The organism is Mycobacterium sp. RTGN4, from assembly GCF_033804635.1.
Lineage (GTDB): Bacteria > Actinomycetota > Actinomycetes > Mycobacteriales > Mycobacteriaceae > Mycobacterium.
The window spans coordinates 503,829-522,295 of sequence record NZ_JAPZLB010000002.1; the positions used below are offsets into that span (position 1 = coordinate 503,829).

Annotated in this window: 20 protein-coding genes; 13 read left to right on the forward strand and 7 right to left on the reverse strand. The window is 65.4% G+C overall.

All coding sequences use genetic code 11. From position 1 onward, the window contains the following. Positions 1-15: 15 nt before the first annotated feature. The 8 genes from SLQ30_RS06325 (at position 16) to SLQ30_RS06360 (ending at position 9,579) form a co-directional block, all read left to right on the forward strand. Positions 16-966 carry an acetaldehyde dehydrogenase (acetylating) gene (locus SLQ30_RS06325; protein ID WP_319447420.1) on the forward strand — a complete coding sequence of 317 codons (951 nt, stop codon included), beginning with the start codon at positions 16-18 and terminating at the stop codon, positions 964-966. After that, positions 963-1,967, forward strand: a complete 1,005-nt coding sequence (gene dmpG / locus SLQ30_RS06330; RefSeq protein WP_319447419.1) for a 4-hydroxy-2-oxovalerate aldolase — start codon at positions 963-965, stop codon at positions 1,965-1,967. Before SLQ30_RS06325 ends, dmpG begins: the two co-directional genes overlap by 4 nt. A 207-nt stretch (positions 1,968-2,174) precedes the next feature. Next, on the forward strand, positions 2,175-3,614 hold the full coding sequence (locus tag SLQ30_RS06335; RefSeq protein WP_319447418.1) for an APC family permease: 1,440 nt from the start codon (positions 2,175-2,177) through the stop codon (positions 3,612-3,614). A gap of 155 nt (positions 3,615-3,769) precedes the next feature. Further along, positions 3,770-4,276, forward strand: coding sequence for a hypothetical protein (locus tag SLQ30_RS06340; protein ID WP_319447417.1), 507 nt, complete (start codon positions 3,770-3,772; stop codon positions 4,274-4,276). Between the two features lie 55 nt (positions 4,277-4,331). Continuing rightward, on the forward strand, positions 4,332-5,768 hold the full coding sequence (locus tag SLQ30_RS06345) for an aminobutyraldehyde dehydrogenase (RefSeq protein ID WP_319447416.1): 1,437 nt from the start codon (positions 4,332-4,334) through the stop codon (positions 5,766-5,768). Position 5,769: 1 nt separating this feature from the next. Continuing rightward, a complete protein-coding gene (locus SLQ30_RS06350; RefSeq protein ID WP_319447415.1) occupies positions 5,770-6,096 on the forward strand; it encodes a hypothetical protein in 327 nt (108 codons plus the stop codon). 1 nt (position 6,097) lies between these two features. Continuing rightward, complete coding sequence (locus SLQ30_RS06355; protein ID WP_319447414.1) at positions 6,098-7,828, forward strand: NAD(P)/FAD-dependent oxidoreductase; 1,731 nt, start codon at positions 6,098-6,100, stop codon at positions 7,826-7,828. A 2-nt stretch (positions 7,829-7,830) separates the two neighbouring features. Further along, on the forward strand, positions 7,831-9,579 hold the full coding sequence (locus SLQ30_RS06360) for a dihydroxy-acid dehydratase (RefSeq protein ID WP_319447413.1): 1,749 nt from the start codon (positions 7,831-7,833) through the stop codon (positions 9,577-9,579). 11 nt (positions 9,580-9,590) lie between these two features. Here the strand turns inward: SLQ30_RS06360 and SLQ30_RS06365 are convergent, their stop codons facing one another. The 6 genes from SLQ30_RS06365 to fdxA form a co-directional block, all read right to left on the reverse strand. Continuing rightward, the gene (locus SLQ30_RS06365) at positions 9,591-10,100 is read right to left on the reverse strand and encodes a hypothetical protein (RefSeq protein WP_319447412.1); all 510 of its coding nucleotides are present in this window, start codon (positions 10,098-10,100) and stop codon (positions 9,591-9,593) included. A 97-nt stretch (positions 10,101-10,197) separates the two neighbouring features. Further along, a complete protein-coding gene (locus SLQ30_RS06370) occupies positions 10,198-11,724 on the reverse strand; it encodes a helix-turn-helix domain-containing protein (RefSeq protein WP_319447411.1) in 1,527 nt (508 codons plus the stop codon). Positions 11,725-11,756: 32 nt separating this feature from the next. Beyond that, positions 11,757-12,104 (reverse strand): cupin domain-containing protein, encoded by a 348-nt coding sequence (locus SLQ30_RS06375; protein WP_319447410.1) that lies wholly within the window; start codon positions 12,102-12,104, stop codon positions 11,757-11,759. Positions 12,105-12,116: 12 nt separating this feature from the next. Further along, positions 12,117-12,404, reverse strand: coding sequence for a hypothetical protein (locus SLQ30_RS06380; RefSeq protein WP_319447409.1), 288 nt, complete (start codon positions 12,402-12,404; stop codon positions 12,117-12,119). A gap of 4 nt (positions 12,405-12,408) precedes the next feature. Beyond that, positions 12,409-13,086, reverse strand: coding sequence for a helix-turn-helix transcriptional regulator (locus tag SLQ30_RS06385; RefSeq protein WP_319447408.1), 678 nt, complete (start codon positions 13,084-13,086; stop codon positions 12,409-12,411). Further along, on the reverse strand, positions 13,086-13,430 hold the full coding sequence (gene fdxA / locus SLQ30_RS06390; RefSeq protein WP_319447407.1) for a ferredoxin: 345 nt from the start codon (positions 13,428-13,430) through the stop codon (positions 13,086-13,088). Before fdxA ends, SLQ30_RS06385 begins: the two co-directional genes overlap by 1 nt. A 47-nt stretch (positions 13,431-13,477) precedes the next feature. On the opposite strand from fdxA, the gene SLQ30_RS06395 reads away from it, so the two are divergent. The 3 genes from SLQ30_RS06395 (at position 13,478) to ctaD (ending at position 16,559) form a co-directional block, all read left to right on the forward strand. Further along, positions 13,478-13,765 (forward strand): DUF2249 domain-containing protein, encoded by a 288-nt coding sequence (locus SLQ30_RS06395; RefSeq protein WP_319447406.1) that lies wholly within the window; start codon positions 13,478-13,480, stop codon positions 13,763-13,765. Positions 13,766-13,770: 5 nt separating this feature from the next. After that, positions 13,771-14,736, forward strand: coding sequence for a nitronate monooxygenase (locus tag SLQ30_RS06400; protein WP_319447405.1), 966 nt, complete (start codon positions 13,771-13,773; stop codon positions 14,734-14,736). A gap of 125 nt (positions 14,737-14,861) precedes the next feature. Continuing rightward, positions 14,862-16,559: a cytochrome c oxidase subunit I gene (gene ctaD, locus SLQ30_RS06405; RefSeq protein ID WP_319447404.1), complete on the forward strand. Its 1,698-nt coding sequence runs from the start codon at positions 14,862-14,864 to the stop codon at positions 16,557-16,559. A gap of 6 nt (positions 16,560-16,565) precedes the next feature. On the opposite strand, the gene SLQ30_RS06410 is transcribed toward ctaD, so the two are convergent. Further along, positions 16,566-17,252: a helix-turn-helix transcriptional regulator gene (locus SLQ30_RS06410; protein ID WP_319447403.1), complete on the reverse strand. Its 687-nt coding sequence runs from the start codon at positions 17,250-17,252 to the stop codon at positions 16,566-16,568. A gap of 91 nt (positions 17,253-17,343) precedes the next feature. Between SLQ30_RS06410 and SLQ30_RS06415 the strand changes: the two genes are divergently transcribed. Then, positions 17,344-17,796: a DoxX family protein gene (locus SLQ30_RS06415; protein ID WP_319447402.1), complete on the forward strand. Its 453-nt coding sequence runs from the start codon at positions 17,344-17,346 to the stop codon at positions 17,794-17,796. Positions 17,797-17,830: 34 nt separating this feature from the next. After that, on the forward strand, positions 17,831-18,427 hold the full coding sequence (gene folE, locus SLQ30_RS06420; RefSeq protein WP_319447401.1) for a GTP cyclohydrolase I: 597 nt from the start codon (positions 17,831-17,833) through the stop codon (positions 18,425-18,427). The last annotated feature ends 40 nt before the right edge of the window (positions 18,428-18,467 follow it).

An 18,467-nucleotide genomic window follows, 5' to 3' on the forward strand; every position in this document is an offset into this window, starting at 1 on the left:
ACGAGCGGAGGAAGAATGACACAGCGCCATCGGGCCGCGATCATCGGTTCCGGGAACATCGGCACCGATCTGATGTTCAAACTGCGTCGGTCGACGGTGCTCGATGTCGTTGCGATGGTCGGGATCGATTCGGCCAGTGACGGTCTGGCGAGAGCCTCCGCGTTGGACGTGACGGTGACGGCGGCAGGCGTTGACGGGCTGGTGCGGCTCAGCGTCTTCGATGACGTCGAGGTGATATTCGACGCCACCAGCGCCGAGGCGCACATCGCGAACTACGCGAAGCTGCGGCCGTTCGGTCGCCGGGTCATCGACCTCACCCCCGCCGCCATCGGGCCGTTCGTAGTTCCCGCGGTGAACATGGCCAAACTCACCGACCACCAGAACCTCAACATGGTGACCTGTGGCGGACAGGCAACCATTCCCATCGTCGCGGCGCTGGCGGGCGTGACGACGGTGCACTACGCCGAGATCGTCGCGTCGATCTCGTCGCGCTCGGCCGGTCCTGGGACCCGCGCGAACATCGACGAATTCACCAGCACAACGGCGCGAGCCATCGAAGAGGTGGGCGGTGCTGCCCGCGGCAAGGCGATCATCGTTTTGAACCCGGCCGAGCCGCCGATGCTCATGCGCGACACGGTGGCCGCGCTGGTGTCCCAGGTGGACCAGTCTGCGATCGCATCGGCGGTAACCGCCATGGTTGCCGCGGTGTCACGTTACGTTCCGGGTTATCGCCTCACGCAGGAGGTATTGATATCACCTGTACCACAACATGATTCGCGTAGGCGGCTGGTAGGTGCCGCGGCCCAGGTCGCCGACCTGGCGCAGGTGACGGTCTTCCTCGAAGTGGAAGGCGCCGCCGACTATCTGCCCGCCTACGCTGGCAACCTCGACATCATGACCGCCGCCGCGGTTCAGGTGGCTGAACAGGTAGTCCAGGCCACCCGACTCCCGGAGCCGGCGCGATGACGACCGACGTCTACGTCCAGGACGTGACGTTGCGCGATGGCATGCATGCGGTCGGTCATTCGTTCAGCCTGGCGGACACGAAGCGCATCGCGAGCGCGCTCGACCGCGCAGGCGTGTCCGCAATCGAGGTGGCTCACGGGGATGGCCTCGCAGGCGGCGGTCTGACTTACGGCGCAGGCGCGCACAGTGATGCCGAGTGGATCGCCGCCGCGGCCGACGTCATTCAAAGGGCCCACCTCACAACCCTTCTCATCCCGGGCATCGGCACCCTCGATGATCTGCGCGCAGCGGTCGACGTGGGAGTGACGTCGGTGCGCATCGCCACCCACTGCACCGAGGCCGACATCGCCCGTCAACACATCGAGACCGCTCGCGCGCTGGGTCTGGACGTCGCAGGGTTTCTGATGATGTCGCACCTCGCTGATCCCGAACGGCTTGCAGCACAGGCGAAGATCATGGAAAACGCGGGTGCGCAGTGCGTGTACGTCACCGACTCGGGCGGCCGACTGACCATGTCCGACGTGCGGGATCGAGTGCGCGCCTATAAAATGACACTGGCGCCGACGACGTCGATCGGCGTGCACGCACACCACAATCTCGCACTGGGAGTGGCCAATTCACTCACCGCGGTCGAGGAGGGTGCGCACCGCGTCGACGCATCGCTCACCGGGCTTGGCGCAGGCGCGGGCAACTGCCCACTGGAGGTCTTCGTCGCCGTCGCCGAACTCAACGGGTGGAGTCACGGTTGTGATCTCTACGCGTTGATGGATGCGGCCGACGACATCGTCCGCCCCCTGCAACAGCGCCCCGTGCGCGTCGACCGCGAGACACTCACCTTGGGCTACGCGGGTGTGTACTCCAGCTTTCTCCTGCACGCGGAGCGCATCGCCGCCGAGGTCGGCGTCTCCACCCGCGACCTGCTCGTCGAAGCCGGTCGCAAGTCGATGGTCGGCGGCCAAGAAGACCTGCTCCTTGATGTCGCGCTCGGCATGAGGAGGTGAGTCAGCGCCTCACCCAGCCTCAGTTCGCAGCCCCTCTTACCGAGGAGAACGAGAAGTTGGCCCCCACGGATCGTTAGACGCCCAATTCACGAGAGATGAACGACTATGGAGAACGTCACTCAGTCCCTGCCGCCACGACGGCCGACACCGGCCCCGTCACCACCAGACCCGCTCCCGCCTGCCGGGCGGCGAAACCATGGGCTGAAGGTGAACAGCCTTGGTGTGCCGAGCATCTTCTTCTACATCATCGCCGCGGCGTCACCTCTGACGGTCGTGGTGGCGCTGTACCCGATCATCCTTAGCGCAGGCAATGGGGTCGGCATGCCGGGCGCGTTCGTGATTGCCGCGGTGGTGCTGATGATCTTCGCGGTCGGCTACGTGGCGATGAGCAGGCACGTCACCAACGCGGGTGCCTTCTATGCCTACGTCACGCTCGGGCTCGGTCGCATTCCCGGGCTCGGGTCAGCCGCCCTCGCGATCTTCGCCTACAACGCCATCCAGGCCGGGCTCTACGGTGGCTTCGGCTACTACGCCTCCGAGTTGTTCAACCCGCGGCTAGGCGTTGACATCCCTTGGTGGGCATACGCATTCGTCGGGCTGATCCTGTGTCTCGGCCTGGGCGTGCAGGGCGTGCACTCCGGGGCGAAGGTGCTCGGGGTGTTCATGACGCTCGAGGTCACGATGATCACCATCCTCAGCGCCTTCAGTCTCTTCGGCGACGCCGTTCCGGTCTCGGACTTCTCGCTCGCGCCGTTTCAGCCGAGTGTGGTGTTCGGGGGTGCCCTTGGCGTCGCACTGATGTTCGCGCATGCGTCGTTCATCGGTTTCGAAGGGTCGGCGATCTACGGCGAGGAAGCCCGCGACCCGGCCCGCACCATCCCGCGCGCGACGTATCTGTCGATCGCGTTCATGGGCATCTTGTACGCGGTGTCGGGGTGGCTCATCATGAACGCGCTCGGATTGGACAAGGTGGTGGCGATCGCCACCGAGACCGGCGGCAACTTCATCTTCGCGGCCAGCGACACCATCATCGGGCACAACATCTCGTTGGTCTTTCAGACGCTTATCGTGACGGCGACGTTCGCTGCCATCGTCACCTTCCACAACAACGTCGCCAGGTACATGTTCTCGCTCGGCAGGCAGGGGCTGGTGTGGAAGCCGTTGGGCTGGACGCTGGTTCGACGGCAGACGCCGTGGGTGGCCTCGATCGTGCAGAGTGTCACCGTTGGGATCGTCATCGCCCTGTTCGCACTTTTCGACCAGGATCCCTTCGCGACGCTGTTCACCTGGGCGACGGGCATCGGCACGATCGGCGTGATCTTCTCCCAGCTCGTTGCGGGGATCGCGATCTTCGTCTTCTTCCGCAAGTCCGATGTCGACAAGCGCAAGTGGAACACCGTGATCGCACCGATCCTGGCGATCATCGGGCTTGGCGCCTTCTTCGTCTTGACGCTGAACAGCCTGGACATCCTGTTGGGAGTGCACGGCGCCACCGCGGTCGTGATGCTGTCGCTGGTCTTCATCGCACTCTTGGCGGGGATGGCGTACGGCGCCTATCTGCGCTTTGCCCGGCCAGATAGGTACGCGCTGGTCGGTAAGGCCCTGAACGAGCGGGAGCTGGCCGAGCCCGCGCCAGAAGCCGTGTAGTGCCTGTTCCAATCGTGTAAACGACGTACGCCCGCGGAGTTCGTTACGTACATTTGTCCCCATCGATACGTACAAACGTTCTTAACGAGAGGCCGACCATGGGTTCCGCTCCGCGGCGCGCACGTCGTCATGACCCGAAGAGAAAGGAGCGCATCGTGGACTCAGCGCTGGAGGTGCTCGCCCGCGACGGTGTCGCAGGCATCACCCACCGCGCCATCGGCGAAGCCGCCGACGTGCCGCTGGGTTCGATCACTTATCACTTCGCCACCCTCGACGACATCGTCCAGCTGGCGTTCCAGACCCACGTGGACAAGTTGGCCAGCCGGTTCGAGCAGCGACTGGCTTCTTGCGAGCAGGCAGCCGACCTGATCGAGTGCATCGCCATGGCGATCACCGACGACCTCGCCGCCGATCCCAACGAGCTCGCCGTGACCTACGAGCTGTACGGAGACGCGGTGCGTCGCGGAGCGACCAAGCGGCTCACCCAACAGTGGATGGTGCGCGCCGAAGATGCGCTGGCCCAACATGTCGATCGGGCAACTGCTCGCCTGCTCGACGTCGTCATCGAGGGCCTGATGGTGCACATGTCCATTGCGCAACAACCGATCTCGAAGGACGAGGTCCGTGCCCTGCTGACCATGGCGGCGAGCGGAGCACGTTGACACCGACCGAATTCCGACCGACTTACCGACCGCTTCACGACCTCAAGGAGAAATCATGACCTTCCACAGCAAGATGTTCATCGACGGCAGCTGGACCGACGCGTCCGACGGTGCGGTGGACCAGATCCCCGCCCCCGCGACGGGCGAGGCATTCGCCGAAATCGCCCATGGCACAGCTGCGGACGTCGACCGTGCAGTGGCCGCCGCAGACGCGGCCTTCCCCGACTGGGCCCGAACGCCGGTGGGCGAGCGGGCCCGCGCATTCCTTGCACTGGCCGACCGGGTGGAGGACGATCAGCGCACACTCGCCGAGATCGAATCGCGCAACGTCGGCAAGCCCATCAGCCTGGCGCTCGAGGAGATGGAGATGATTGCCGACCACCTGCGGTTCTTCGCAGGCGGCGCGCGCACCATGGAGGGTCGGGCGGCAGGAGAGTTCGTCCGCGGCAAGACCAGCATCATCCGCCGCGACCCGCTCGGTGTCGTGGGATCCGTGGCGCCGTGGAATTACCCGTTGCTGATGGCGATCTGGAAGATCTCGCCGGCGCTGCTGACCGGGAATACCCTGGTGCTCAAGCCTTCTGAGCACACCCCGTTCTCGGTGCTGCGACTCGCCGAACTTGCCGAGGGGCTGTTCCCCGCTGGCGTGTTCAACGTCGTCACCGGCGACGGTCATGACGTCGGCGCGAGGCTGGTCGCTCACCCCAGGGTGCGGATGTCCTCGCTCACCGGTTCGGTCGACACCGGACGGGCTTTGATGCGCGCATCGGCCGACTCCAATCTCAAGCGATTGCACCTCGAACTCGGCGGCAAGGCACCGGTGCTTGTGTACGCGGACGCGGACGTTCCGTTCGCGGTCGGCAAGATCATGGAGGGCGCCTTCTGCAATTCCGGCCAGGACTGTATGGCCGCCTCCCGACTCTATGTTCACAGCGCCGTGCACGACGATGTGGTATCCGGGCTCGAAAAGGCGGTCAAGGACCTCGATCTCGGGGACATCGCGGACGAGCACACCACCATGGGCCCGGTGATCACCGCGGCCCACCGTGACCGGGTCGAAGGCTTCGTGGCCCGCGCCAAGGCCACCGGTCACACCGAGCTGATCCAGGGCGAGCATCCAGGGACCGGCTTCTACACCGCGCCGACGGTGGTGGTCGGCGCCAGGCAGGGCGACGAGATCGTCAGCACCGAGGTGTTCGGTCCGGTCACCTCGGTGACCAGATTCGATGACGGCGATGACGTCATCGCGTGGGCGAATGACACCGAATATGGCCTTGCGGCTTCGATTTTCACCAACGACATCTCCCGGGCGATGACCGCGTCGAGCGAGCTTCAGTTCGGCACCGTGTGGATCAACGACCACCTGCCCGTCACTCCCGAAATGCCCCACGGCGGCTTCAAGCAGTCCGGCAACGGCAAGGACATGTCGGTGTACGCGCTCGAGGAGTACACCGAGATCAAGCACGTGATGATCAACCGCGAGACCGCCTGACATGACCATCCACGCGATCAACACGTTCCGGCTACGGCCAGGGGTCAGCACCGCGGACTTCGAACGGTTCTCGGTCGAACTCGACCGCCCGACGTGCCTGGCGTTCGACGTCGTGCTCGGCTTCGAGGTCTTCCTCGTCGATCGGGCGCCAGACACCGGCACCGACGTCGTCGAGGTCATGACGGTCACGTCGTGGCCGGAGTGGGAACGCGTGCGCGATGCGGCGGCGGAACTCAGACCCGTCGTCGCGCGATTCGACGAACTCGTCGAGCCCGGCAGCGTCACCACGCTGCTCACTCGCAAATCACCCCTGGCTCAGGAGAACTGACATGTCGACACAACAGGATTACGACGCCATCGTGATCGGAGCTGGCCACAACGGCCTGGTCACCGCGAACTATTTGGCGCGCGCAGGAAAGCGAGTGCTGGTACTCGAGGCGCGCAACGTGGTCGGCGGCGCTTGCGTGACCGAGGAACTGATCCCTGGCACGAAGTGGTCGTCGTGTGCTTTCATCGCGGGGCTGCTGCGACCGGAGATCATCGAAGAACTCGAGTTGGCTCGGTTCGGCCTCGAGCTCTACCAGGGTGACGCGCTGTCCTTCACGCTGTTCAGGGACGGGACCTCGTTCACGATGTGGAAGGAGACCGACCGCACCCTGCGCGAACTGGAGAAGCTCAACAAGAACGACGCGCAGTCCTTCCTGGACTTCGGGGTCCGGCTGCAACGCTTCGCCGGACTCGTCACCCCGTACCTGCTGAGCTCCCCGCCGCAGCGCTCGGAGGTCATCGCCGCGTTCGAAGAGGCCGGTGAACAAACGTTGTTCAACGAATTCACGTTGCTCTCGGTGCGCGACCTACTCGACCGGTACTTCGAAGACGAGCGACTCAAGAGCATGCTGACGTTCTTCGGGATGGTCTCGATATTCGGCGGCCCAAGCTCACCGGGCACGGCCTACACCTACGGCCATCACTCCTGGGGTGAGTTCAACGGCAACTTCGGGCAATTCGGCCTGGCCCGCGGCGGGATGGGCGCGATCACCGAAGCCCTCGCGGCGGGAGCACGCCACTACGGCGCGACCATCCGGACGTCGACTCCCGTCGCTGACGTGGTCGTGGAGCACGGAACCGCGACCGGGGTCCGCCTCGAGGACGGCTCCGTCATCACGGCCGCGCAGGTGTTCTCCAACGCCGATCCCAAGCGGTCCATGCTGCAGCTGATCGAACCGGGAGTGCTACCGGCCAAACTCGTTCACGACGTCAAGGAGATCGACACCAGGGGATCGATGGCAAGGATCCATCTTCTGATCGACGAACTGCCGCACTACCTTCCGTTTCCTGACGCCACGGCAGGGCCGCAGCATCACGGACATCAACTGCTCGGGCCCAGTCGCGAAGCCTTCGAGGAAGCCTACGAAGCGCAGCGCCGGGGGACCTTCCCGAGCACCTTCGTCATCGAAGCGGTCACCCAGTCGGTGACCGACGACTCGCTGGCACCGGAAGGACTGCACACGTTGACCCTTGGGATTCAGCAGCTTCCGTCGGAGCTCAACGGGACCACCTGGGCGGCGGAGAAGGAGAAGTGGGCGGACCTGGTCCTCGAGGACCTGTTCACCTACGCGCCCAACCTACGCGAGCACATCCTGGACCGGGTGATCATCACGCCCGACGACCTCAACGACGAGTACCTGATCACCGATGGCAACATCTTTCACGGCAGCATGATGTTGGATCAGCTGTTCGGGGCTCGCCCGATTCCGGAGTTGTCGAATTACCGCACACCCGTGCGCAATTACTACCTCTGCGGATCTGGCACCCACCCCGGCGGCGGGGTGATGGGAGCCAACGGACACAACGCGGCGAAGGTCGCCATCGCCGACGCCGAGGGCCTCGCCGCACCGGTGAAGGCGGCCGGCGTTCGGTCGGGCGCTCGTAAACCGCCGTGGCAGCAGCGGCTGGTTGGCTCCCTGATGTCGACCAGGGCCGGGCGTTGGGCGGGCTACCAGGCCGCACGCCAGCCGGCTCTGCGCAAGATCACCGCCTATGCCGCCCGCGTCCGCTAGCCATGACGGCATCAGAGGGCTTGCGAAGCGCGAAGTGGTTTGCCGGAAAGGATGTTCCAGGGTTCGTCCACCGCTCGGCGATGCGGGCGTCCGGATTCTCCCGGATGGCATTCGAGGGCAGGCCGATCGTCGGCATCTGCAACTCGTGGTCCGAAGTCGTCAACTGCAACATGCACTTTCGCGGCCTGGCCGACTCGGTGCGACGAGGGGTGCTGGCAGCTGGCGGGTTCCCGCTGGAGTTCCCCACCATGTCACTCGGCGAACAGCTGATGAAGCCGACCACCATGTTGTTTCGCAACCTCATGGCGATGGACGTCGAAGAGTCCATCCGCGCATACCCGTTCGACTCCGTCGTCCTGCTCGGCGGATGTGACAAGACGGTGCCCGCTCAGCTGATGGGGGCGGCCAGCGCCGATGTGCCCGCCATCGTCCTGACTGGCGGTCCGGCCGCGCCCGCGGTGTTCCGGGGCAAGCAGATCGGGGTGGGCACCGACCTCTGGGAGTACATCGACGACGTCAGGGCGGGTCGGATGTCGATGGATGAGTACGAGCAGCTCGAGGCCGCGGCGGGCCCTTCGCGTGGTCATTGTCCGGAGATGGGCACCGCCTCGACGATGGCCACCCTGGTCGAAGGTCTCGGCATGACGCTGCCTGGCACCGCGGCCGTGCCCGCGATGGACTCGCGGCGGCTCCAGGTGGCCGAGGAGTGTGGCGCGCGCGCCGTCGGCTTGGCCAACGAGCGGCTGCGGCCATCCCAGGTGATGACGCGCGAGGCCTTCGACAACGCCATCACGCTGATGCTGGCGGTCGGTGGGTCGACCAACGCGATCGTGCATCTGTTGGCGATTGCGGGCCGCGTCGGAGTTCCGTTGTCGCTGGACCGCTTTCACGAACTGTCCGCGCGCACACCCCTGGTGGTCAACGTGCGGCCAGCCGGTGAGCACCTCGTCGAGCAGGTCTTCCACGCCGGCGGAATACCGGCGGTGATGAAGTCGGTGGAGTCGTTGTTGCATACGGACGCACTGACCGTCACCGGTAAGACCGTCGCCGACAATCTGCCCACCGCCGCGGCGACCGACACGTCCGTCATCGCTGCGTTGAGTGACCCCTTCCAACCGCCGCAGGGCCTTGCGGTGGTGCGCGGCAACCTCGCGCCCAACGGCGCGGTGATCAAGTGCAGCGCCGCAAGCCCCGAGCTACTGATTCATCAGGGCCCCGCCGTCGTGTTCGAGAACATGAAGGATCTCGTGGCGCGCTTCGACGATCCCGACCTCGAGGTGACGCGCGACTCCGTCCTGGTGCTGCGGTCGGCAGGCCCGCGCGGCGCCCCTGGCATGCCCGAGTGGGGACAGTTGCCGATTCCCAGCAAGTTGCTCAAGCAGGGTGTCGCGGACATGGTGCGGATCTCCGACGCCAGGATGAGTGGAACCGCCTATGGCACTTGCGTTCTGCACGTCAGCCCGGAGTCGGCCGTGGGAGGGCCGCTCGGCCTGGTCCGCGACGGTGACGTCATCGCACTCGATGCCCATGCGGGGAAGCTCGACGTCCTGCTCTCCGATGCCGAACTTGCCACCCGGCGCGCCGAGTTCGCCCCGGCGCCAACACCGCACACGCGCGGTTATGCCGCCATGTACGTCGAGCGGGTGCTGCAGGCCGACCAAGGATGCGACTTCGACTTCCTCGTCGGACGCTCGCAACGCCCCGAGCAAGAGCCCGACGCGATATTCGAGGGCTGGATCGGCGGATGGTGAACGGCTGCGCGTCACCCTTCCGAAGCGCGGCCCGGACGCTGGTGCCCGTCGCTGGGATCGACGAGGCTGTCGAGAGCGTGTTGCCATCCAGTGGAGCGGATGTGGTTGCACACCAATCTGGTGACGGTGAACACGACCGCCGCCGCGATGGCGAAGGCCACCCAGCTCACTAGTGCGACCGTGACGGCCTCCACCGCGGCGCGGGTGTGCGGGATTGATTCGGTGACCGTCGCCTGCGCGGCGTAGACGTCGCGGCGGGAGTCATAAACTTCGGTGCCGATCGCCGCGGCGATCGGTGCGGCGAGCAGCGTCACCACCACAATCAGCACCGAGATCAGTGCTTCGACCCGATCGGTGGTGCGGACGAGTGGTTCGCGACCCAACAGGCGCAGCAGAATGGGCCACCGGGGCAAGCGGACGGTATAGGTATCCATTTCGGGTGCGGCAGGCGGACGGTGTCCGGTTCCTGGTCGCTCGTGGCGGCGGTCGGGGTTCATGGCATCCCCTTTCGACTCGACCATCGGTTGGCTCCATGGTCGCCTGGATGACCGTCGCAGGGTTTGCCACAACCAGACAAGGCCGCCGCCGCGCTTTGTCGTATTCCGACAGGACGCAACCTCAGTCGACGTCGGTGGCAGCAAGTTCGATCATCATGGCCAGCCGCTTCTTGGCGTCGTCCAGTTGCAGGTTGGCGAGCTCGGCCATCTTGCGCAGTCGGTAACGCACGGTGTTCTCGTGCACCCCCAACCGCACGCCAGCCTCGGTCGGATCGCCTTGCGCCTCCAGCCAGGCCTGCAGAGTTGCCACGTATTCGGTGTCGTTGGCGAGGTCGTGGCGGCGCAGCTCGGCCACCGGTCCCCGCTCTGGGGAACGACCCGATCGAGCGGCCGTGCGTAGCCGCTGCAGCAGGATGTCGTCCCACGACTCGTCGTAGGCCGCAGGCGCGGTACCGGGCCGTGCGCCCGCGTGCAGCGCCAGACACTCGTCGGCTTCGAGGCGCGCGGGGCCCAGGTCTTCCACGGAGGCGGCGCCGCTGATGCCTGCCACCACCGCCACCCCGTCGGGAAGCGCGGCCCGCAGACCGCTGACCCAGGCCCGAGCCGTTTCCGCCTGCTCGCCGGGCAGCAGGGTGTACACGGTGTTGCCGGCCAGGGCGCTGCGCCCAGGTCTGGACCAGCCAAATCCGGTGGTGGCGCGCTCGAATGCCAACAGCAGTGCGGTATCCCGTTCCTCACCGATGAATGCATGGACCGCGATCACGCGTAACGGGCTTTGAGGTAGGCCCAACCGGCTGGCGGCCGTGGCAGCGTCCGGGGTGCCCTCCAGCAAGCGGATCACCAATTCGGATTCGACCTGGCGTTCCAGGTCGGCGCTGGCGCGCGACCGCAACAGGTGCAGGGCCACCGTGCGAGCGCCGTCCGCCAATGCCGTGAGGGGAACCCCTCGCAACGGCGCCGGACACGCCACCCATACCGACCCCATGAGCATTCGCCCCGAGCGGACCGCGACCACCATCCGCCCGGTCAAGCCAAGTTCGGCGTCGGAGCCGACGAACAGCGGTTCGTCAGAGGCCGCCAGATGCGCGAACACCCCGCGGGCATCGAAGAATTCGCGCAACTGCTCCGGCGCCTGGCGGCCGACGATGGTAGCCACCCGGGCCTGGTCGGCGTGTTGCTGAAGTTTGGAATACGCCAGCACGCGCGAGAGCCCGTCCTCGATCGTCACCGCTCCACCGGCAGCCTCAGCCAAGCTGTCGGCCAACGCAAACAGATCCGTTGGGCCACGGCCGGATTCGGTTTCGCGGCCCTCCAGCACCAATCCGAAGATGACCGCGGCCAGCTCACTCCACGACACCGCAGGGTCGACCACCATCACCGCGATGCCCTCGTCCGCACCGCCGAACGCGGTGTCGTCGTCGCCGTCACGAATCAGCACGACAACCGCTCGCGCGGCGGCGGCCCACCGCACTGCTTCCTTGACCGAGCGGGCCCCGATGCCGAGCAGCACGTCACCGACGACGGTCCGGCCTTCGGTCACCTCGTGCATGATGACGCTGCGCAGCTCCGTGGACCGGGCTATCGGGCAGAACCGCAGCCGGACGCCATAGCTCCCCAACACATTCACCAGGCGGTCTAACGTGACCACGCGCGCTCCCCAGGTCGAACCGATCAACCAGCCTATCCGGACGCCGTCTGAACGGATTTGGCGACGGTGAGCAGCACGACGCAGTCTTCGACGGCATGCAGGCCGTGCCGGGTGGAGGGAATGACGAGGTGATCGCCGGGGCTGCCGTCCCAGCTGGTGTCGGCGGTCGTTAGCTGAACGCGCCCGTGCAACACCTGCAGCGTCGCTTCACCGGGACTCTCGTGTTCGTCGAGGTCGGTACCTGCGGTCAAGGCAATGAGCGTTTGTCGCAGCGTGTGTTGGTGCCCGCCGTACACGGTATGCGCGCTGCGGCCGCTGCGGGCGTCGTGCGCGGCCGACAGTTGTTGACGGCTGAGCGCTGTCAGCGAGATCTTGTCCATCTGGGTGTCCCCTCAGTGACTCGGTGGCGGTGTCAACTGGCGATGAAGGTCGTCGACGTAACCCTCGTAGGCGGCGGCGACTGCGTCGAGGTCGACCTGTTCGGGCAAGTCGTCGGCGCTCTGACGCGCGATCAGGTATGCCGCGGTCGCCTCGACGACGCGCTGCTCGTCGGCGGCGATTTGGACAACCACGGCGGGGTCGGCGTACATGCGCACGACAACGGAGTCTTCGCCCTGCTGAAACCGGACGAGATAGTCGTGATCGCCGAGCGCCTCCAGGGTTGGCTGAACAGTGCTCATGTGACTACTCCTTCGTCGCGGCCAGGTGTGCCACGCACAAGTCCGGCTCGACGAAGGGGTCGAGCCGTTCGACGGTGACAGGGGCCCGCATCGCGGTCAGCGCGCCCTGCATGAGGCCCAGATGCAATGAGCAGATCACCTCGCCGTATTGCTCGGCCAAATTCTGAAATGGACAGTGCCGCAACCGGATCTCGCGTGTGCGCCGACCGTCGGTGGGTTCGGGCTCAAAGCCCAGTCCGGCAAGGAGCTCGACCAGTTCGGAGACAGCGCGGGCTCTCGACGACGGGCGGGGGCGCGGGGTGGACGCGACCAGCGCCGGGCTCGACGCACGCCCCAGCTGTGCGGCGATGGTCCCGGCATCGGGTCTGCCTGCCACGTAGTCGGTCAGAATGCTGGCGAGCAGCCGGTAGTTCGTCGGCCCGGTCGGGTCCATGCGGCGACTGGCGCGAAACAGGATCGGGGGGCGACCGCGACCCGTGGAGTCACCGAGCACTTGTTCGACGCGGCCGGCGCCCAGCAGCGCGTCGATGTGAAACCGCACCGTATTCGGGTGCACGCCAAGCTCATCGGCGATGGTCGCGATGCTCCGAGGTTCGGCAGAGGCGCGCAATAGCTGCAGGATGACCTCTCGCCGACCAGGGGGGCCCGCCCCCGGTTTCGGCGCGGTCGCGTCGGTAGGCATCAGTCGCCCTGCGGGGGCAGCGCCGCCACCATCGGAGTGTCGGCATCGATGGCGCCGACCTTCGCCGCTCCTCCGGGTGAGCCCAGGGGCTCCGTCCGTCCAGGCAGGGTGTCAGTGAAGAACTTGACGTTCTCGTCGGTGTAGGGCTGCAGCTCTTCTGGGAGGTCGTCTTCGTAGTAGATCGCCTCCACTGGGCAGACCGGTTCGCACGCGCCGCAATCGACACACTCGTCGGGGTGGATGTAGAGCATGCGTCCCCCCTCGTATATGCAGTCCACCGGGCACTCGTCGACGCAGGCGCGGTCCTTGATGTCCACACATGGTGCTCCGATTACGTATGTCACATACCCGACATTACTCTAATTATCACTTGTGGGAATAGTATGTGGTCATGACCCTCCACGATCCGCATGGTGCTGCCGATACCGACGAGTTGGATGTGCGCCAGATACCCAAACCCCAACGGCACCCGATGATCTTTGCCCGGTTCGACGCACTCGCCGTGGACGAGTCGTTCGTGCTCGTCAACAGTCACGATCCGATCCATCTGCGTGACGAGTTCGCGCGCGAGCGGCCTGGTGTCTATGAATGGCGCTATCTGGAGAGCAGTCAATCCGACAGGCTGTGGCGTATCCGGATCGTCCGAGTCGCCGAGTCCGGCGCAGCCCGCCTGGCCTGACTCACATGACGACGTTGTCGACTGACTGGTCGCGCGCGATGGGCCTTGACGCGCCCATTCTCAATGCACCGATGGGGGGAGTGGCCGGGGGAGCGCTGGCCGCAGCGGTCTCGCGTGCCGGCGGGCTGGGCATGGTCGGGATCGGAAGCGCCGGTACATCATTGGACCTTGAGCGGCAACTGCGATACCTGTCCGAGCTTGGTCGCCCGTTTGGCATCGGCCTTGTGGAATGGGTGACTCGGTGCGAGCCCGACCTGCTCGCCGCCGCGATCGCCGCCAAACCGGCGATGCTCTGCGTCAGTTTCGGTGACGACTTTTCGTGGGTTCAGCGCGCACACGACGCGGGTATCGTCGCGGCGACCCAGATTGGTGATCTTCGGGGTGCCGCGCGCGCCGTCGATGCCGGCGTCGATGTGGTGATCGCTCGGGGCGCCGAAGCTGGCGGGCACGGAATGCCCAGCGTTGGCACCCTGCCACTTCTGGCGGCGATACTCGACGAACTATCCGTACCCGTCCTTGCGGCAGGTGGAATTTCCTCGGGACGCGCGCTGGCTGCCGTGCTCGCCGCCGGTGCATCAGGGGCGTGGCTGGGCACGGCATTCTGTGCGTGCACCGAAACACTGTCGTCCGACGAGACACGTCGCGCACTGCTCCCCGCCGAGGACACCGACACCGTGACCACCCGCGTCTTCGACATCGCGCTGGGGTATCCATGGCCGAAGAGCATCCCAGAACGCGTGTTGCGCAACGAGTTTACCGACCGCTGGCACGGTCACGAACACGAATTGTCTGCCAACGGCGATGCTTCAGCGGCGCTCCACACGGCGATCGCCGAGGGCGACCATCGCCAGGCCCCGATCAACGCCGGGCACGGTGTCGGGATGCTGCGAACCGTGCGGCCCGCAGCCGAGGTGATCGATCGGCTGTGCACTGACGCGTCCCGGCTGCTCGGTCGCCGCTACATCCCCTAGTGCTCGCACCCCTACCCCAATCCTATTTAGCGGACTATAGTGCGTTAAATAAGTGATTCGCGTAGCGGGAGGCGGTGGCGCATGGCGCGCGAGATAGCCCATCCCCGCACCACTTTGGGCACACCGTGAGCACCGTCGCCGAACTGGCGCCCACCCGGCCGATTCCGCCGGTCCGGGGACTCAAGGGCACGTTCGCGTACCGGGTGGTGACGACGACGGACCCCAAGCTGCTGGGCATGATGTACACCGTCACCTCGCTCGCCTTCTTCATGGCCGGCGGGTTGATGGCGTTGTTCATGCGCTCCGAGCTCGCCGCACCGGGTTTGCAGTTCTTGTCCAACGAGCAGTACAACCAGTTGTTCACCATGCACGGCACGGTCATGCTGCTGCTCTATGCCACCCCGATCGTGTTCGGATTCGCGAACTGCATTCTGCCGCTGCAGATCGGCGCTCCGGATGTGGCGTTCCCGCGGCTCAACGCGCTCAGTTACTGGCTCTACCTGTTCGGTGCGCTGGTGACCATGGGCGGGTTCCTAACTCCTGGGGGCGCAGCGGATTTCGGTTGGACGGCGTACGCGCCGCTGAGCGACGCCATCCATTCGCCGGGTGCAGGCGGTGACCTATGGATCATGGGACTGATCATCGCGGGACTTGGCACCATTCTGGGTGCGGTCAACATGATCACCACGGTGGTCTGCATGCGCGCGCCAGGCATGACGATGTTCCGGATGCCGATCTTCACATGGAACATCCTGATCACCAGCATCATGATTCTGATCGCGTTCCCGCTGTTGACCGCCGCTCTGTTCGGGCTGGCCGCCGACCGTCACCTCGGCGCACACATATTCGACCCGGCGAACGGCGGGGTCCTGCTGTGGCAGCACCTGTTCTGGTTCTTCGGCCACCCCGAGGTGTACATCGTGGCGATCCCGTTCTTTGGCATCGTCACCGAGGTCATCCCGGTGTTCAGCCGCAAGCCCGTGTTCGGTTACAGCACCATGGTTTACGCGACGGTGAGCATCGCCGGTCTGTCCACCGCGGTGTGGGCCCACCACATGTTCGCGACGGGCGCCGTGCTCCTTCCCTTCTTCTCGTTCATGTCGTATCTGATCGCCGTCCCGACTGGCATCAAGTTCTTCAACTGGATCGGCACCATGTGGCACGGCCAGCTGACCTTCGAAACACCCATGCTGTTCTCGGTCGGCTTCATGGTCACGTTTCTCCTGGGCGGGCTGTCCGGCGTGATGCTGGCCAGCCCCCCGATCGACTTCCACGTCACCGACACGTATTTCCTTGTCGCGCACTTCCACTACGTGTTGTTCGGCACCATCGTGTTCGCCAGCTACGCGGGCATCTACTTCTGGTTCCCGAAGATGACCGGACGGCTGCTCGACGAGCGGCTTGGCAAGCTCCACTTCTGGCTGACGCTGATCGGTTTCCACACCACGTTTTTGGTGCAGCACTGGCTGGGCAACGAAGGGATGCCGCGTCGCTACGCCGACTACCTGCCGACCGACGGATTCACCGTGCTCAACGTCATCTCGACGATCGGGGCGTTCACCCTTGGCGTGTCCATGCTTCCGTTCGTGTGGAACATCTTCAAGAGCTATCGCTACGGCGAAGTCGTGACCGTCGACGATCCCTGGGGCTTCGGCAACTCTTTGGAGTGGGCCACCAGTTGCCCGCCGCCGCGGCACAACTTCACCGAACTGCCTCGCATCCGCTCCGTGCGGCCAGCCTTCGAACTGCACTACCCCCACATGGTCGAACGTATGCGCGCCGAGTCGCACATCGGCGGGGAACGGACGTCCGCCGAAGGATGACGAGGCTCAGCCAGGCCGATGCGACGGCGTCGCGTCGTGGACGACTACGCAACAACGGTCGGTATCCGGGTCGAGTTCGGCGCGCGCATTCGGCTGATCGCACCCCGCGATCACCCCCTCGACGAGGCGCAGATTGAGCCCGCACACCACATCTCGGTGATCCTGGGCCACTAAATGGAAGGGACAGTTCCGCAGGTTGATACGGCCTTCACCGACGGCCTGCGGCAGGTAACCACAGGCCCGCAACGCACCAACGAGGCTGCCGGCTGTCTCGCCGCCCGCACGCCGGCCGGCCTCGAACGCGGCACCGTTCACGGCCGCTCGCACCGTTCCGCCGCCGTCTTGTTCGAGGGATGCCACTAGCAATCTGGCGAGCAATTCGTAGTCGCGGGGAGGCACGCTGACTGTCAACTCTTGAGTCGCAGGGGCGTACAGCTTCGCCGGGCGCCCTGCGCCCGGCCCCCCGCGTCCCTCCGGGCGCTGATAGCTGACCGTCAATAGTCCGGCGTCGACCAGTTTGTCGAGATGGTAGGCCGCGAGCGTGCGACCGATTCCCACTGCCGAGGCCGCCACATCCCGCGAGACCGAGGCGTCACTGTCGGCGACGTATTGATAAAGCCGTTGGCGCAGTGGGTCGCCCAGGCTGCTCAGACCTTCGAGCGCCACCAGATGGTCGGGTCGGTTCCTGCCCATGCCTCAACTCTAACACCAAAAAGTATTGACAAATATGGTCAACGGGGCGATTCTAAAACTAGTTCTGATTAGTCTTACAAAGGAGTGCTCAATGGCCGCCTCATCGCTAAGCACATCGGCAACGTCCAGCGGGGTGTACGAGCGCGCCCGCAACGACCCGGCCTATGCGGCGTTTCTGCTTCTGCGGATCGGATTCACGGCGCTGCCCATCGTTTTCGGGCTCGACAAGTTCACCAACGTGCTCGCCGACTGGGACGCCTACCTGGCGCCGTGGATCGTGGACGTCAGCCCCATCAGCGCCTACCAGGTGATGCTGCTGGTCGGGGTGATCGAGATCGTCGCCGGCGTCGCCGTCGCCATCAAGCCGCGATACGCCGCCTACGTCGTCGCCGCCTGGTTGGCGGGAATCATCATCAACCTGCTCAGCTACCCCGGCTTCTACGACGTCGCGTTGCGCGACTTCGGGCTGCTTCTAGCCGCACTCACACTCGCCCGACTGGCCGTCGTGTACGACCCGTCGTGGCATCGGAGCACCGTCGCGTAGTCGGTCCACGGCATCTCTTCGGAAGGTATCTGCCATGCATTCCAGTTCGGCACTGCAATTGGTGCACGAATCGCCGGCCAGGGATCTCGCCGCCGCGGAAGTCGCCGCCGCTGCGTTCATCGAAGCCCTTGGAATTTCCCTGGATTCGGAGGGTCTTCGCGGCACGCCGGGCCGAATGGCACGCGGTTACGCCGAGCTGTTCACCCCACGGGCCTTCGACCTGACCACCTTTCCCAACGACGAGGGTTACGACGAACTCGTCATCTGCCGCAACCTGCCCGTGCGATCGGTGTGCGAGCACCACATGTTGCCCTTCGCCGGCATCGCGCACATCGGCTATCTGCCGGGCGAGCGCATCATCGGACTCTCCAAGCTCGCCCGCGTCGCCGAGCACTTCGCCTGTCGACCCCAAACGCAGGAACGGCTGACCAAACAGATCGCCGATTGGCTTGCCGCGCAATTGAAGCCCCGCGGCGTTGGCGTGGTCATCGAGGCCGAGCACACCTGCATGACGTTGCGAGGAGTGCACGCCGAAGGGTCTGCGACCATCACGTCCACACTGCTGGGCGCCTTGCGCGAGCACGCCAGTTCACGCGAGGAGTTCTTCGCACTCGCCTGCGGCAAAAGTTGAGCACAGCCGAACCGCTTCCACATCTCCTACCTCCCAACCC